Raw genomic sequence first — 14,662 nt, 5'->3', positions numbered from 1 at the left:
CCCTGGGTCAGGAGCAGGCGGACTTGATCGACACGTCGTTCTGCATGCTGTGCACGCCCGGCGTCGTGGAGAACACCGGGTCGCCGGGCTGGTGGGGACCGGAGATCATCGACGTGCGGATCGTGTAGCTCTGCTGCGGCTTGACCGTCAGGAGCACCTTGGTCACGTTGCGTCCGCGATGCGTGTCGGCGTAGACCGTCTGCTTGACCCCGTTGACGCGTACGTCCGTGAAGCCGCCGGCGTAGGGCGAGTAGAAGCGCAGGACGAGGCGCATCGTGCCGCGCGGCGTGTAGAGGCCGTTGCCGGTGACCGCCTTGGGCAGCTCAGCCGCGTTGGCCGGCGCGTTGGACGTCAGCTCCGTCGTGGTGTTGATCTCCTGGACGTCGTCGCGGAGGCAGCGCCCCACCGACACCGAGGTGTTGTAGTCGAGGTAGTACTCCATCTTGGTCGACGCCGCGTCGCCGAGATAGAGCCCGACGTGTGGGACCTTGCCGCCGTTGCCGCTGAGCTCGCCGGACACGCCGGACGGCTCGATCAGGGCCTGCTCGTCCTTGTGCGCGGACCAGATCATCAGGCGGTTCTCGCTGGCGGACTTGACCAGGCCGTCGATCACGAGCCGTGAGTCGCTGCGGCCGGCCTTGACCGAGTCGAAGATGGCCCGCGCCGCGACCTTGAAGACCGAGTCCTGCTGGTCACGATCCTTGAGCAGCACGTACGTCTTGTTGAGCAGCAGGTCGACCGCGTTGGACTGGTCGAGCGAAGGCCCGTTGGGGATGCGGATCGGGCCGGTGCCGGCGAGGACGTAGCTCATCGCCACGGGGTCGACCGAGATGACGCCGTCGACCTTGGCGTCGAGGCCCTTGGCGACCATGGCCCGGGCGATCTCCGCGGTGCGGGGGAAGTCGGGGGTGAGGTTGGCGTCGAGCAGGTTCGTGACCAAGGTCGGCGAGAACACCGTCGACTCGTTCTTGGTCATCGGCAGCACGGGCTTGGAGAATTGCTTGAGGTCCTGGATGGAGCCCTGGAAGCCCATCGACAGCTTGCCGTTCTTGGCCTTCAGGATCGAGTAGGAGCCCGAGATGCCGCCGGTCGACCGGATCTCGGCATTGTTCTGCACCAGCAGCAGGTAGCGGCGGGTCCCCTTCTGGCCCAGCATGTCGGGCAGCAGCTTGGCTGCGAGGTTGCCGGAGTCCGCGGCGGCCTTGGCGCTGTCGACCTTGAACTGGATCGTGCTGACCGGCCCGCGGAGCGGCACGAGGAGCGACTGCGCGTCGATGCCGCTGAGCTCCTTCTGGGCGTCGGTCAGCGCGCCGTCGACGGTGTTGACCGACGGGGCGATCTTGTCGATCGCCGCGAGGTCGACCTTGCCGTCGTGCGGGCTGTAGGTGTTGAGGTTGATCTCCTTGGACAGGGCGACCACCGGCGGCAGCGCCTGGGTGGAGACGTCGTCCATGACACGCGAGACGGTCTGCACGGCCTCGACGTTGCGGCCGAAGAAGGGCACGTGCGCTCCGAGGTCCCAAAGGGGCCCGTCAGTGGTGTTCCGGGCCCGCGAGGTCGACTCCTGAAGGCTCGACAGCGTGGCCTTGGCCGCGGCGTCGTCGCCTGCGACGATCTGGTTCTGCAGCAGCTCGGCCTGGCTGGCGGCGAGGCGGAGCGATGAGTTGGCGCGAAGTGCCTGGAAGGCGAACAGCAGGAGCAGCAGCACGACCAGGCCCAGGAGCGCCATGAGGACGCGGTCGCGGGTGATCTGGCGGTACCACGGCTTGTGGCCACGCCTGCGCTGTGTCGAGCTCACCTGGTGCGCCCATGCAAAAAGGTCATGCACGCCCCGAAGAATGGGACGTGCATGACCGTGCGGTGCTCAGGGTCTCAGCGAGCCGAGTGACGGCGACGCGCGACGTAGGTGATGCTGCCACCTGCGGCGACCAGCGCTGCACCGAGGACCAGGATCCAGGCGTTCGAACCACCCGTGTTGGGCAGCGCGCCGTCGTCACCGTTGTCAACGCCACCCAGGGGCAGCAGCGTGATGGTGGCGGAGGCGCTGGCGTTCTGGATCGCGGCGGGCAGCGTCTTGGCTGCGCTCGTGGAGTAGAACGCCGGGCTGACCTGGTTGGAGGTCACGACCTTGGCGCTGACGGCCGGGACGTTGTCGTCGTACTTGCACAGCGCCTTGATCGGCGACTTGAAGATCTTGGAGACGACCTTGGTGTCGTAGGTGCCCGTGAGCGAGGTGCCGGTGCCGGTCTGCGTCGCGCTGCCGTTGACGGCCTCGGCGTAGGTCACGGTCCAGTCACACTCGACGTCGGCGCTGGCCTTGTAGTCGAAGGTCTTGCCACCGATCAGGGTGGCGTCCGAGACCGTGATCGTCACGTTCGGGATGTCGGGGTACGCCTGAGCAGCTCCCGAGGACAGCAGTGTCGCGGCTGCCGCAATGGCTGCCGCGGCTACAAGCCGAAGTTTGATCATGACGCACTCCCAGTGGGCTCCGAGTCTCAATGGTGCTGTGTTGCCGTGTTGCTGATGTTACGGGACTAAATTCGACGACGTGTCACTTAACGAGCGTCAATGACGGTCCGTTACGGTCACAGCGTAGCGTAGCGAGAGCACATCTGTGACCAGTTCCTCACTAGGTGATACGCGTGACATCGCCGCGTGCACGCCCAGCTCATGACGATGGGGCGCACTCGGCCGAGCCGGATGCACCCCATCAGGTCGAGAATTCCGCGTCAGACCGCGACCGCGACCTCGGCCACGACGCCCTTGGCGGCGGTCACGGCGTTGTCGACCGAGATCGACTTCGGGGCGAGCGTGCGCAGCGTCCACTCGCCGGGACCGGCGAAGAAGCGGAACTGCCCGGTCGCTGAGGTGGGGACCTCGGCGGTGAACTCGCCCGTGCGGTCGAGCAGCCGGACGTACGCGTTGCCGACCGGCTGGCCGTCACGCGTGACGATGCCCTGGATCACGGCCTGGTTCTCGACGTCGACGCCGTCGAGCGAGGGGCCGCCCTTGATCGCGCCGCACATCAGGCGACACCCGGCTCGTCGCCCAGGGCGACCGGCACGCTGCGGAGCGAGCCGTACTCGCTCCACGATCCGTCGTAGTTCTTGACGTTGGGGTAGCCCAGGATCTCCTTGAGCACGAACCACGTGTGCGAGCTGCGCTCGCCGATGCGGCAGTAGGCGATCGTGTCCTTGCCCTCGTCGAGCCCGGCGTCGGCGTAGAGCTCCTTGAGCTCGTCGTCGCTGCGGAACGTGCCGTCGTCGTTCGCGGCCTTGCTCCACGGCACGTTGCCGGCGGTCGGGATGTGGCCACCGATCTGCGCGGCCTCCTGCGGGAGGTGCGCCGGGGCCAGGAGGCGGCCGGCGTACTCGTCGGGGCTGCGCACGTCGATCAGGTTCTTGGTGCCGATCGCGCCGATGACCTCGTCGCGGAACGCGCGGATCGACTCGTCGGCGTCCTTGGCGACGTAGGTCGTGGCCGGACGGGACGGGACCTCGGTGGTCAGCTCACGCGAGTCGAGCTCCCACTTCTTGCGGCCACCGTCGAGCAGACGGAGGTTGTCGTGGCCGTAGTAGCTGAGGTACCAGTAGGCGTAGGCGGCGAACCAGTTGTTGTTGCCGCCGTAGAACACGACCGTGTCGTCGTTGCCGATGCCCTTGGCCGACAGCAGCGCCTCGAGCTTCTCCTTGCTGACGAAGTCGTGGCGTACGCCGTCCTGGAGGTCCTTCTTCCAGTCGAGCTTGACGGCGCCGGGGATGTGCCCCTTGTCGTACGCCTCGGCGTCCTCGTCGACCTCGACGAGAACGATCGACGGGTCATTGAGGTGTTCCTCGACCCAGTCTGCGGTGACGAGCGCGGATTCGCGGCTCATGCTGTACCTCCGTTGTGTGCCCGGGATGGGCGTTGGTTGATGAGACAGTGCTTGTTCGGTGCGGCGGATGAAGTTGTCAGGCGCGAGCCGGCGTGAACCGGCGGAGCACCAGGTAGAGCTCGCAGCCGAGGCACAGGCCCACGGATGCGTTGAGCAGGGCGGCCACGAGTGCGAACACCGTGGCGACGTAGCCGACCGGCGCCGCCCCCACGAGGAAGGCGACGAGGGCCGTTGCGGTGAACACGAGTCCGACGAGCTGCGCGAACCGCGGTGGCCGGGCGTCCTCCAGCTCGGTGGGGCGACCCAACCGTGGGCGGACGACCTTGGCGAAGAACACCGCGTAGGGCGACGCCTGCAGGCTGACCAGCGCCGAGACCGCGAAGACCGCGACCTGGACCGCCAGGAGGGCGACGCTGACGGTCTCCGGCGTGACCAGCACGGCAGCCAGCACGACGGCGGTGATGCCGGCGTTGACTCGCAGACCTCGGGGATCCACCTGTGCGGGTTGGGACATGTTGCTCCTGCGCTGGGGCACGGCCCGGCGTGGCCTGGGCGTGCGGGAACTGACGGACGAGAGGTGTCAGCGCATTCGACACAGCGAGGAGCGCGTGCGGCAGTTGTCGACTGCGCGCCGCCTCGTCAGGTGTGTCGTCTCAAGCATGTGTTCAAGAGTAGGGACACATGCCGGGTTGTCCACGCCATTGTCTCACGATGTGGACGGTCATCCCACATCGTGGCGGCGATCCCGCAATTCCAGACCGTTTTTACCGCTCGGAGACGGCCTGACCGAGGGCTGCGAGCACCTGTTCGCGCCTCGGCAGTCCGGACGCGCGGGTCGAGACGGCGCCCTCAGCGTCCAGGACCAGCACGGTCGGCGTGCGCAGGATGCCCAGCCTGCGCACCATGTCGAGGTGCTCCTCGGCGTCGATGTCGACGGTCGTGACGCCGTCCACCTTGGCCGCGATGTCGTTGAGGAGCACGCGGGTGGCGCGGCACGGGCTGCAGAACGCGCTGGAGAACTGCACCAGCGTCGCCCGCTCACCGAGCTCGGCGCCGATGTCGGCAGCGGTCAGGACCTCCGCGTCGCTGCGGGGTGCCTGGTCGGCGAACCGGCCGTTCTTGGCCTTGACCGCCCAGGCGGCGACCCCGGTCAGCACCAGGGCGGCGAGGAGCGCCTCGATTCCAGCCATGCCTCCAGCGTACGTTCGGGCCGGTGACGCGGCTGGTGCGTCTCAGAGGCCGGGCGCACCGACGAGCTGGCCACCGACGTAGACGAGCGGTGCGGCGAGGGCGATCGACATCGCGCCCGGGAAGCCCCAGCCGGCCGAGGCATGCGTACGACCTCGGGACCACGCGCGTCCCAGGACCTGGCCCAGCACGGCGAACAGGGCCGTGGCAGACCCGATGGTGACGCCGAAGACCCAGGTCAGGGACGAGTCGACCAGCAACGTCACGGCTGCTCCAGCGGCCGCGCCCGCGACGACCGCGAACGAGGCGCAGACGAACCGGTCGAGCGGCACGAGCCAGACGAGCAGGCCGGCCGCGAGACCGGCCGCACCGACCGCGACCGCTTCGGCATCGCCAAGGGACTGGGCGGCTCCGATCCAGCCGGCGCACAAGGCGGCGAACGCGCCGAGCGTCACGGCGTACGCGGTGGAGGGGACGAGGTCGGGGCGGCCGTCCTTGCGCAGCATCTGGGCGATCAGCGCGACGAAGACCGAGACCGCGATCGCGATCGCCGGGAGGATGCCGGCCAGCATCCCACTGTCGGTCGCTCCGACGACGTCGGGCGAGGTTCCGTCAGCACCGTTCAACAGGTCGGGCGCCAACGTGATCGCCGTCGCGACCAGTCCGCCGCTCAACGCCGCCACGAAGTGGGGCGAACGGATCGAGCGGCCCGACGGGCCGACCGCCCTCGGCGCCAACGCGATCAGGACCTGGACCAGCGCGACCGCCGCACCGACGAGCACCGGATCGGTGTAGGCCGCGAGCGTGATGGCCCCGGCCAGCGCGAGCGAGAGCAGGGTCGATCCGAGGCGTGGCACCCCCGCATGATGCCAGTACGAGCCCGGCCGTCGCGGGCTAACCGCCGGCGAAGGGCGGCAGGAACTCGACCGTGTCGCCGGCGTGCAACGAGATCGTGGCCGGCTCCCGCGCACCGACCGGCGTGTCGCCGACGAGAATCGAGCACGTCGCGATCACGTCGTCGAAGCGGTCGCGGGCCCCGTGCCGGGCACTGATCTCGGTCAGCAGGTCGGCGAGAGTGCCTGCGGGGACGTGCTCCTCGGCGACGCCGGCGGCAGCGCGCGCGGCAGCCCAGTAGTGCACTGTGACGTCGTTCTCATTCACGTCACCGCGTGGCAATTGGTCCGACACATGACGTATTGTTGACCATGCAACGAGGCCACGGTGTTCCACCATGGCCTTTTTGCATATCTGGACCTGAACGACCCGGCTAACTCACGCGGCACCGGAAGGCTCACCATGTCCCACCTGCTTCTCCTCACCAAGAGCACGCAGTCGTCGGTCGAGGTGCTGCCGGCGCTCGCCCTGTTGCCGCACCACGTCAAGATCCTGCCCGCCGAGGCCAGCGCGCTGCTCGACGCGCCGCCGTGCGACGCCGTGCTGGTCGACGGTCGCCACGACCTCGCGCAGGTCCGCAGCCTGACGCGCGTCATCCGCACGACCGGCATCGAGTGCCCTCTGATCCTCATCCTGACCGAGGGCGGCCTCGCGGTCGCCGCGTCCGACTGGGGCATGGACGACGTCATCCTCACGACGGCCGGACCCGCGGAGCTCGAGGCCCGCCTTCGCCTGGGCATCGGCCGCATCGCCGCGACGCTCGACGGCGACAACGAGAGCCACGTGATCTCGTCCAGCGGCCTCGTGGTCGATGACGCGACCTACACCGCCAAGCTCGAGAACCGCACGCTCGACCTGACGTTCAAGGAGTTCGAGCTCCTCAAGTTCCTCGCCCAGCACCCGGGTCGCGTGTTCACCCGCCAGCAGCTGCTGCAGGAGGTGTGGGGTTACGACTACTTCGGTGGCACCCGCACGGTCGACGTGCACGTACGCCGCCTGCGCGCCAAGCTCGGCACCGACAACGAGACGTTGATCGGCACCGTGCGCAACGTCGGCTACCGCTTCGTCGCCACCAAGACCGAACCGGCCCGCGACACGGCCGACGCCTGACGGCCTTCGGCCTGACAGGATGGGCCCATGGCTCATCTGACCGCGCAGGAGCTGCTCGACCTCGTCCTCGACGAGGGCTCCTTCGAGTCGTGGGACCAGCCGGTCGACCACTCCGGGCTCGACCCCACGTACCAGCAGGAGCTGGTCGCTGCGGCCGAGCGAGCCGGCACCGACGAGTCGGTGCTGACCGGGCGTGGCCTGATGCACGGCCGGCCGGTCGCGGTGCTGGTCAACGAGTTCCGCTTCCTCGCGGGATCGATCGGCCAGGCGGCGGCGCAGCGGATCGTGTCCGCGGTGCGCCGGGCCACAGCCGAGGGCATCCCGCTGCTGGCGACGACGGCCTCCGGCGGCACCCGGATGCAGGAGGGCACGCCGGCGTTCGTGCACATGGTCGACATCTCGCGGGCGATCATGGACCATCGCGCGGCGGGCCTGCCGTACCTCATCTACCTGCGGCATCCCACGACGGGCGGTGTGTTCGCCTCGTGGGGCTCGCTGGCGCACGTCACGGTCGCCGAGCCGGGTGCGCTCATCGGCTTCCTCGGACCCAAGGTCTACGAGCTCATGGAGGGCCGCCCCTTCCCGCCCAACGTGCAGACCGCCGAGAACCTCGCCGATCGCGGCATCATCGACGCCGTCGTGCTGCCGGACGAGCTGCCGCTGCTCGTCGACCGGGCGCTCAGCCTGCTGATCGACCCGCCCAAGCCGCAGACGCGCGAGCTGCGCACCGGCGAGGTCACCCGCAAGCGGACCGCGTGGGAGTCGATCCAGATCACCCGCGGGCGCCACCGCGCCGGCGTGCGCGAGGTGCTGCGCTACGGCAGTGACGAGACGCTGCGCCTGCAGGGCACCGAGAAGGGTGAGCGCGACAGCGCGATGATCGTGGCCCTGGCGCGCATCGACGGCCAGCCGTGCATCGTCATCGGCCAGGACCGGACGACGCAGACCCGTTTCAAGCCCATGGGCCCTGCGGCGTTGCGGGAGGCCCGGCGCGGGATGCGCCTCGCCAACGAGCTGCGGCTGCCGCTCGTGTCGTTCATCGACACTCCAGGCGCCGAGCTGTCACCCGAGGCGGAGCAGGGCGCGATCGCCGGCGAGATCGCCCGGTGCATCTCGTGGATGTCGACGATGCGGGTGCCGACCGTGTCGGTCATCCTCGGCCAGGGGTGCGGCGGCGGTGCGCTGGCGCTGCTGCCGGCGGACGTCGTCATCGCCGCGGAGAACGCCTGGCTGTCGCCCCTGCCGCCGGAGGGAGCCAGCGCGATCGTGCACGGCGACCTCGACCATGCCGCCGAGATGGCGGAGGCGCAGCGGGTCAGCGCGATCGACCTCTACGACAACGGCACAGTGCACCACCTCGTCGCCGAGCCCGAGGGCGACACCCCTGAGCTGCTCGCGCGCGCGATCGCCGCCGAGGTCGGCGCACAGCTCGTGGCACTGAGGGCACGATGAGCATCCTGGAGCTCGCGGAGCACGCTGCCGCCGTCGACGGTGTCGAGCCGTTCAACGAGGCGAGCCTGTTCGCCCTCCGCGACGGCTCGCCCGCGCGCGTCCTGGTGCAGCAGACGGAGGCGGACGGCACGATCACGGCTGCGGCGTACGCCGTGGGTGATGCGCCGGTCGAGATCGTGGTCGACCCGGCTCACCGGCGGACCGGCAAGGGGCGGCGCATCCTCGACGAGCTCATGGCTGACGGTGAGGACCGCTACTGGGCGCACGGTGACCTTCCGGCGGCCCAGGCGCTGGCGGCGTCCGCCGGGTTGTCGCCGGCGCGCACCCTCCTGGTGCTCCGCCTGACGTTCGACGGCCCGCCGGCACCCGAGCGCGTACCCGACGGCATCACCCTGCGCTCGTACGTGCCGGAGGATGCCGAGCAGCTGATCGCCGTCAACGCCCGGGCGTTCGCACATCACCCCGAGCAGGGCGCGATGGACGCCGCCGACTTCGCCCGGCGCACGTCGTCTGAGTGGTTCGACCCCGCAGGGCTGTTCGTCGCCGAGCAAGCGGGGCGCATCCTCGGGTTCCACTGGACCAAGGTCGAAGAGGGCATCGGCGAGGTCTACGTCGTCGGGATCGACCCAGACGCACAGGGCGGCGGGCTCGGCACAGCGCTCACCGCGCGGGGTCTGCGGCACCTGTACGACCGGGGACTGCCGATCGTCGACCTCTACGTCGAGGGCGACAACGCCCCGGCCCTCAAGGTCTATCGCAACCTCGGCTTCCAGGACTGGAAGAAAGACGTGCTCTACGCGCGCTGACCGTCAGCTGAGACCGCGCTGCAGCGCGTTGGCGGCGCGACGCATCGCCCGCGGTGCCGTGGTGCCGACGCCGACCATGTTGGCGAACGTGTGGATGAGACCGTCCTCGCAGACGTACTCCACCGGCACGCCGGCCGCCTTGAGCTTGTCGGCGTACGCCTTGCCCTCGTCGCGCAGCAGGTCGAAGCCCGCCGTCACGAGGTAGGCCGGGGCGACCCCCGTGACGTCGTGCCGGAGCGGTGAGAGCCGGGGATCGGCCCGGTCCTCGTCGCCGAGGAGATAGCTCTCCTCACCGAGGTCCATGAAGGCCGTCGTGAGATAGAACCCCTCGGCGTACGTCTTGCGGCTCGCGCTCGTCTCGAGGAAGTCCGTCACCGGATAGATCAGCAGCTGGAAGGCGGGCTTGATCCCCTCGTCGTCCGTGGCGTGCTGCGCGACGAGCGCCGCCATGCACCCGCCGGCGCTGTCGCCGCCCACGGCGATGCGGGCCGGATCGATCCCGATGCCCTTGGCGTGCTCGGTGACCCACCGCCATGCGGCCCACACGTCGTCGAACGCAGCAGGGAACGGCGCCTCCGGCGCGAGGCGGTAGTCGACCGCGACGACCCTGACCTGCGCCTCCTCGGCGAGGAACCGGCAGACCGCGTCGTGGCTGTCGAGGTCGCCGTAGATCCACGCACCACCGTGGAAGAACACGAGCGCCGGAGCGTCCCCCGTGAGCCCCCGCGGCGTGTAGAAGCGGAGCGTCAGCGGACCACCGGGACCGTCGATCGTCCGGTCGGTGACGGCGCCGATCGGCAGGTTGCCCCCGACCACCTTGGCGTCCGCGACGGCCTTGGCGCGACCCTTGCGGATCGGCAGCGTCTCGATCGCCGGGCCCTCGATCCGCTGGACCCGCAGGATCAGCTGCATCTCGGGGTCGAGCGTCCGCCCGTCGATCACGACCGGCGAGCCGGCGAGCCGCCTGAGGACCGGGCGCGGCAGCCGGAGGAGCGAGCGGGCGGTGACACCGCGGGCGGTGCCGGCGAGCTGGGCCACGAGCGACATGGTGGTCAACGTAGCGCATCGGATTCTTGTTCAATCAGCGTTCATCTTCGCCTGTCAAAGTGGTCATGTGGAGACTCATGACATGGCCGTTGCCGACCTCGAGGCGCCGGCGTCCCCCGACGAGTTCGACGTCGACCCGCCGTTCGACCCTGCCGAGAGTGCCGCCTTGCCGCACGACCGGTTCCTCGACCGCGAGCTGTCATGGATCGCGTTCAACGCCCGCGTGCTCGAGCTGGCCCAGGACGACGCGCTCCCACTGCTGGAGCGCGTACGCTTCGCAGCCATCTTCGCGAGCAACCTCGACGAGTTCTTCATGGTGCGCATCGCCGGGCTCAAGCGCCGCATCGCGGCCGGTGTCGCGGTGCCCTCGGCCAGCGGGCTCAACCCCCGCGACGTGCTCTCCCGCAGCCTCGCGGCCAGCCAGGAGCTGATGGTCGCGCACGCCGAGACGTACCACCACGACCTCGTGCCGGCGCTGGCCGCCGAGGGCATCGAGCTGCTGCACTGGAGCTCGCTGCGGCCCACCGAGCAGGAGCAGATCAGCGCGCTCTACCGCGACCGGGTCTTCCCGATCCTGACGCCGCTCGCCGTCGACCCCGCACACCCGTTCCCCTACATCTCGGGGCTCTCGCTCAACCTCGCGCTCGTCATGCGCAACCCCGACACCGGCAAGGACCACTTCGCGCGGGTCAAGGTGCCGCCGATCATCAACCGGTGGATGGAAGCCGACGCCGGCCGGTTCGTGCCGCTCGAGGAGGTCATCGCGGCGCACCTCGACCTGCTGTTCCCGGGCATGGAGCTCATCGCCCACCACGCCTTCCGGGTCACCCGCAACGAGGACCTCGAGGTCGAGGAGGACGACGCCGAGAACCTGCTCAAGGCGCTCGAGAAGGAGCTCCTGCGACGCAAGTTCGGCCCGCCCGTACGCCTGGAGGTCGAGGAGTCGATCGATCCCGGCGTGCTCGACCTTCTGGTCTCCGAGCTCGGCATCAAGGTCGACGAGGTCGTACGCCTGAGGGGTCCGCTCGACCTGCGCAGCCTCAACGAGATCGCCGACCTCGACCGGCCCGAGCTCAGCTACGAGCGGTTCGTCCCGGGCACGCACGAGCACCTCGCCGAGGTCGAGACGTCCAAGCCCGCCGACCTGTTCAGCGCGCTCCGCAAGCGCGACGTGCTGGTGCACCACCCCTACGACTCGTTCGCCACGAGCGTGCAGCGCTTCATCGAGCAGGCCGCCGCGGACCCGCACGTGCTCGCGATCAAGCAGACGCTCTATCGCACCTCGGGCGACTCCCCCATCATCGACTCGCTGGTCGACGCCGCCCGCGCCGGCAAGCAGGTCCTGGTGCTCGTCGAGATCAAGGCGCGCTTCGACGAGCAGGCCAACATCCGCTGGGCCCGCAAGCTCGAGCGCGCCGGCTGCCACGTCGTCTACGGGCTGGTCGGGCTCAAGACCCACTGCAAGCTCGCGCTCGTGGTCCGCGACGAGCCCGACGGCCTGCGCCGCTACGCACACATCGGCACGGGCAACTACAACCCCAAGACCGCGCGGCTCTACGAGGACTTCGGCCTGCTGACCGCCGACCCCGACATCAGTCACGACCTGACGGACCTGTTCAACAACCTCTCGGGCTTCGCGCAGGACTTCTCCTACCGCCGGCTCATGGTCGCGCCGGCCGGCCTGCGCGACGGCATCCTCGAGCGCATCGACACCGAGATCGCGCACCACGCCGCCGGCCGCCCCTCGGGCATACGCCTCAAGGTCAACTCGCTCGTCGACGAGGCCGTGATCGACAAGCTCTACGAGGCGTCACGCGCCGGCGTCCAGGTCGACCTCGTCATCCGCGGCATCTGCACGCTGCGGCCCGGCGTGCCGGGGCTCAGCGAGAACATCCGGGTGCACAGCATCCTCGGCCGGTTCCTCGAGCACAGCCGGGTCTACTGGTTCGCCGGTGGTGGCGAGCCCGAGGCGTGGATGGGCTCGGCCGACCTCATGCACCGCAACCTCGACCGTCGCGTCGAGGTCCTCGTACGCGTGCCGTCGGCGGAGCACACCGAGCAGCTCGGCGACCTGCTCGCCAGGTCCGTCGATCCGGAGACCACCTCGTGGCACCTGGGCCACGACGGCCAGTGGGTGCGGCACGTCGGCTCGTCGGACCTGCAGTCCGTGCTGATCGACCGCGCGAAGGCCCGCCGCAGCCGCTGAGCGACTACTCGGGGCAGCCGGCGAAGAGCAGCGGGCCGTCGCCGGTCATGTACGCCGTGCTGTCCGGGTCGTGCCGAAACCTCAGCACCGCGGTGCTCCCGCGCACGGCCGCCGACCGCAGCACGAGTGACTCCTCGACCCGCCCGGACCGACCGATGAACGGTCCGGTCGTCAACGCCCTCCGGACCGCGACCTGGTCGGCAGCGGCCCCGGGCGACCCGAACGCCAGCGCGAAGCGCATGGTCTCGCTGCGCTTCGAGCCGGCATCGAGGGCGCGGCCGGCGTAGCGCGGCTTCCGCAACGCGCCGGCCCGGTCGATCGCGGCACGAGCCTGCGCCTGGACGTCGGCGCCTGCGTCGGCGAGCGACGTCGACCGGCACGCGAACCCGCCGGTCTGCAGGAGCGCGCTGTCGGCGCCGACGAGGGCGCTCGCGACGTCGGCCGCGCTGCGTACGCTCAGCAGCGAGGGCGCGTCGCGGTCGATCGTCCGGAGCACGGTGTGCGCGTACGTCGCCCGGTCCGCCGCGACGATGAGCCGCCTCCCGGGCACGAGCGTGATCGCCGCCAGGGTCCCGGCGAACTCGGACCGCGCAATCGGGCTGTCCTTGCCGATCGTCCAGACGCCGCCGTCCTGCGTGTATCCGAGCTTCGTCAGGTGCGAGCGGACCGAGCCGAACGACACCGCGTCGTCGAGCCGCGCCACCATCACCGAACCGTCGTCGGCCTGTCCGTACACCTCCCAGTCGAGGTCTGCCGGCGACCAGCCGTAGGAGTCGTGCAGCTGCTCGGTGTATGGCCCCAGCACGGACCGGGTCGACAGGTCGCGCAGCGAGGCGTCGTCGGTCAGGGCTGCACGATCGGCGACCGTGGTCGAGCCGACCCCGAGGACCCGTCGGACCCGCGACCAGTCCGTGAACCCGGCGACCTGCGTGTCGGCCGGCAACGTGTCGAGGGCCGAGGGGAGCGCCGACCCGGGGTCGGCCGAGACCGCGGTACCGGCCCAGCGACCACCCACGATCGCTGCGGCGATGACGAGCAGCGGGACCACGACGGAGATCAGCACGAGCCGCAGTCGCATCCCGTCCATGTCTCCTTCATCCGCCGGCCACGTCCACAGGGGAGAATACGCGTATGCCAAGTGAACGGATCATCAACGCAGCGGGTGGGGTCGTGTGGCGCAAGCGCGCCACCGCGAGCCGCGCCGAGCCGCGCGTCGACGTGCTCGTGGTGCACCGGCCGTCGTACGACGACTGGTCGTTCCCCAAGGGCAAGGTCGACCCGGGCGAGGTCCTGCAGGCCACGGCGGTGCGCGAGATCTTCGAGGAGACCGGGGTGCGCGTACGCCTGGGGCCGCCGCTCGTGCAGGTCCGCTACCCGATCGCCGCCGGCACCAAGGTCGTCGACTACTGGTCGGCACGCGCCGTCGGCGAGGGCGCCAACGAGCCGTTCGAGCCCAACAAGGAGGTCGACGAGCTCCGCTGGGTCGGTGTCCGCGAGGCCCGCGAGCTGCTGACGTACGCGCACGACATCGAGGTGCTCGAGGACTTCCGCAGCCTGCGCGAACGCCAGGGGCACCGCGCCCGCACGTTGATCGTGGCTCGTCACGGCAAGGCGGCCTCGCGCGACGACTACGCGGACGACCTCGATCGCCCGCTCACGGCAGTCGGCGTCGAGCAGGCGCGCACGCTGGTCCCGCTGCTCGCGGCCTATGGCGTACGCCGGGTCGTGAGCAGCCCTGCGGTGCGCTGCGCCCAGACGGTCGAGCCGTACGCGCACTCCATCAGCACGTTCCTCGAGATCGACGACAGGCTCGCGGAGGACACCCGGGCGGCCCAGGTCGAGCGCTCGGTGGCGGCGTTGCTGGACCGCAAGAAGCCGGTCGCGCTGTGCTCGCACCGGCCGACGCTGCCGTGGATCTTCGACGCCATCGGCACCGACGTGCACGAGCTGGCCACCGGTGAGGCGATCGTCGTCCATCACCGCAAGGGCACGGTCATCGCGACCGAGAAGCTGCCCTGACAGGCAGAACCGCCGCACCACGACTCGACCGTTACATCAGCGTTCACCTCTCGTTCACCCACGGTC

Annotated in this window: 15 protein-coding genes; 5 read left to right on the top strand and 10 right to left on the bottom strand. The window is 69.9% G+C overall.

All coding sequences use genetic code 11. The annotated features are described in order from the left end of the window. Window positions 1-7: 7 nt before the first annotated feature. The 8 genes from ASE12_RS15555 to ASE12_RS15520 form a co-directional block, all read right to left on the bottom strand. Complete coding sequence (locus ASE12_RS15555) at window positions 8-1,798, bottom strand: DUF4012 domain-containing protein (RefSeq protein ID WP_056402573.1); 1,791 nt, start codon at window positions 1,796-1,798, stop codon at window positions 8-10. Between the two features lie 74 nt (window positions 1,799-1,872). Further along, complete coding sequence (locus ASE12_RS15550; RefSeq protein ID WP_082582317.1) at window positions 1,873-2,469, bottom strand: LPXTG cell wall anchor domain-containing protein; 597 nt, start codon at window positions 2,467-2,469, stop codon at window positions 1,873-1,875. A 260-nt stretch (window positions 2,470-2,729) separates the two neighbouring features. Further along, window positions 2,730-3,026 (bottom strand): DUF1416 domain-containing protein, encoded by a 297-nt coding sequence (locus tag ASE12_RS15545; protein WP_056402567.1) that lies wholly within the window; start codon window positions 3,024-3,026, stop codon window positions 2,730-2,732. Beyond that, a complete protein-coding gene (locus tag ASE12_RS15540) occupies window positions 3,026-3,874 on the bottom strand; it encodes a sulfurtransferase (protein WP_056402565.1) in 849 nt (282 codons plus the stop codon). The genes ASE12_RS15545 and ASE12_RS15540 overlap by 1 nt, the downstream gene beginning before the upstream one ends. A 76-nt stretch (window positions 3,875-3,950) precedes the next feature. Next, complete coding sequence (locus ASE12_RS15535; RefSeq protein WP_056402563.1) at window positions 3,951-4,388, bottom strand: DUF4395 domain-containing protein; 438 nt, start codon at window positions 4,386-4,388, stop codon at window positions 3,951-3,953. Between the two features lie 250 nt (window positions 4,389-4,638). Continuing rightward, window positions 4,639-5,064: a thioredoxin family protein gene (locus ASE12_RS15530; protein ID WP_082582316.1), complete on the bottom strand. Its 426-nt coding sequence runs from the start codon at window positions 5,062-5,064 to the stop codon at window positions 4,639-4,641. Between the two features lie 42 nt (window positions 5,065-5,106). Next, on the bottom strand, window positions 5,107-5,919 hold the full coding sequence (locus tag ASE12_RS15525) for a hypothetical protein (RefSeq protein WP_056402561.1): 813 nt from the start codon (window positions 5,917-5,919) through the stop codon (window positions 5,107-5,109). Window positions 5,920-5,956: 37 nt separating this feature from the next. Then, a complete protein-coding gene (locus ASE12_RS15520; RefSeq protein WP_056402559.1) occupies window positions 5,957-6,223 on the bottom strand; it encodes a MoaD/ThiS family protein in 267 nt (88 codons plus the stop codon). A gap of 135 nt (window positions 6,224-6,358) precedes the next feature. Here ASE12_RS15520 and ASE12_RS15515 point away from each other — a divergent pair, with 135 nt between their 5' ends. Genes ASE12_RS15515 through mshD form a run of 3 tightly spaced genes read left to right on the top strand, consistent with a single transcriptional unit; the run spans window position 6,359 to window position 9,324 of the window. Further along, the gene (locus tag ASE12_RS15515) at window positions 6,359-7,066 is read left to right on the top strand and encodes a response regulator transcription factor (RefSeq protein WP_056211454.1); all 708 of its coding nucleotides are present in this window, start codon (window positions 6,359-6,361) and stop codon (window positions 7,064-7,066) included. 27 nt (window positions 7,067-7,093) lie between these two features. After that, on the top strand, window positions 7,094-8,518 hold the full coding sequence (locus ASE12_RS15510) for a carboxyl transferase domain-containing protein (protein WP_056402556.1): 1,425 nt from the start codon (window positions 7,094-7,096) through the stop codon (window positions 8,516-8,518). Then, window positions 8,515-9,324, top strand: coding sequence for a mycothiol synthase (mshD, locus tag ASE12_RS15505; RefSeq protein WP_056402554.1), 810 nt, complete (start codon window positions 8,515-8,517; stop codon window positions 9,322-9,324). The genes ASE12_RS15510 and mshD overlap by 4 nt, the downstream gene beginning before the upstream one ends. Window positions 9,325-9,327: 3 nt before the next feature. On the opposite strand, the gene ASE12_RS15500 is transcribed toward mshD, so the two are convergent. Beyond that, window positions 9,328-10,371: an alpha/beta hydrolase gene (locus ASE12_RS15500; RefSeq protein WP_056402551.1), complete on the bottom strand. Its 1,044-nt coding sequence runs from the start codon at window positions 10,369-10,371 to the stop codon at window positions 9,328-9,330. 82 nt (window positions 10,372-10,453) lie between these two features. On the opposite strand from ASE12_RS15500, the gene ASE12_RS15495 reads away from it, so the two are divergent. Further along, on the top strand, window positions 10,454-12,577 hold the full coding sequence (locus ASE12_RS15495; protein ID WP_056402548.1) for an RNA degradosome polyphosphate kinase: 2,124 nt from the start codon (window positions 10,454-10,456) through the stop codon (window positions 12,575-12,577). A 4-nt stretch (window positions 12,578-12,581) separates the two neighbouring features. Here ASE12_RS15495 and ASE12_RS15490 read toward each other — a convergent pair whose 3' ends face one another. Beyond that, on the bottom strand, window positions 12,582-13,664 hold the full coding sequence (locus ASE12_RS15490; RefSeq protein ID WP_056402544.1) for a hypothetical protein: 1,083 nt from the start codon (window positions 13,662-13,664) through the stop codon (window positions 12,582-12,584). 44 nt (window positions 13,665-13,708) lie between these two features. Here ASE12_RS15490 and ASE12_RS15485 point away from each other — a divergent pair, with 44 nt between their 5' ends. Then, window positions 13,709-14,596, top strand: a complete 888-nt coding sequence (locus ASE12_RS15485) for an NUDIX hydrolase (RefSeq protein WP_082582314.1) — start codon at window positions 13,709-13,711, stop codon at window positions 14,594-14,596. Window positions 14,597-14,662: the final 66 nt, after the last annotated feature.

The organism is Aeromicrobium sp. Root236 (genome assembly GCF_001428805.1).
Taxonomy (GTDB): Bacteria; Actinomycetota; Actinomycetes; order Propionibacteriales; family Nocardioidaceae; genus Aeromicrobium.
The sequence above is the reverse complement of the archived record's forward strand: the minus strand, read 5'-3'. Positions and strand labels throughout refer to the sequence as shown.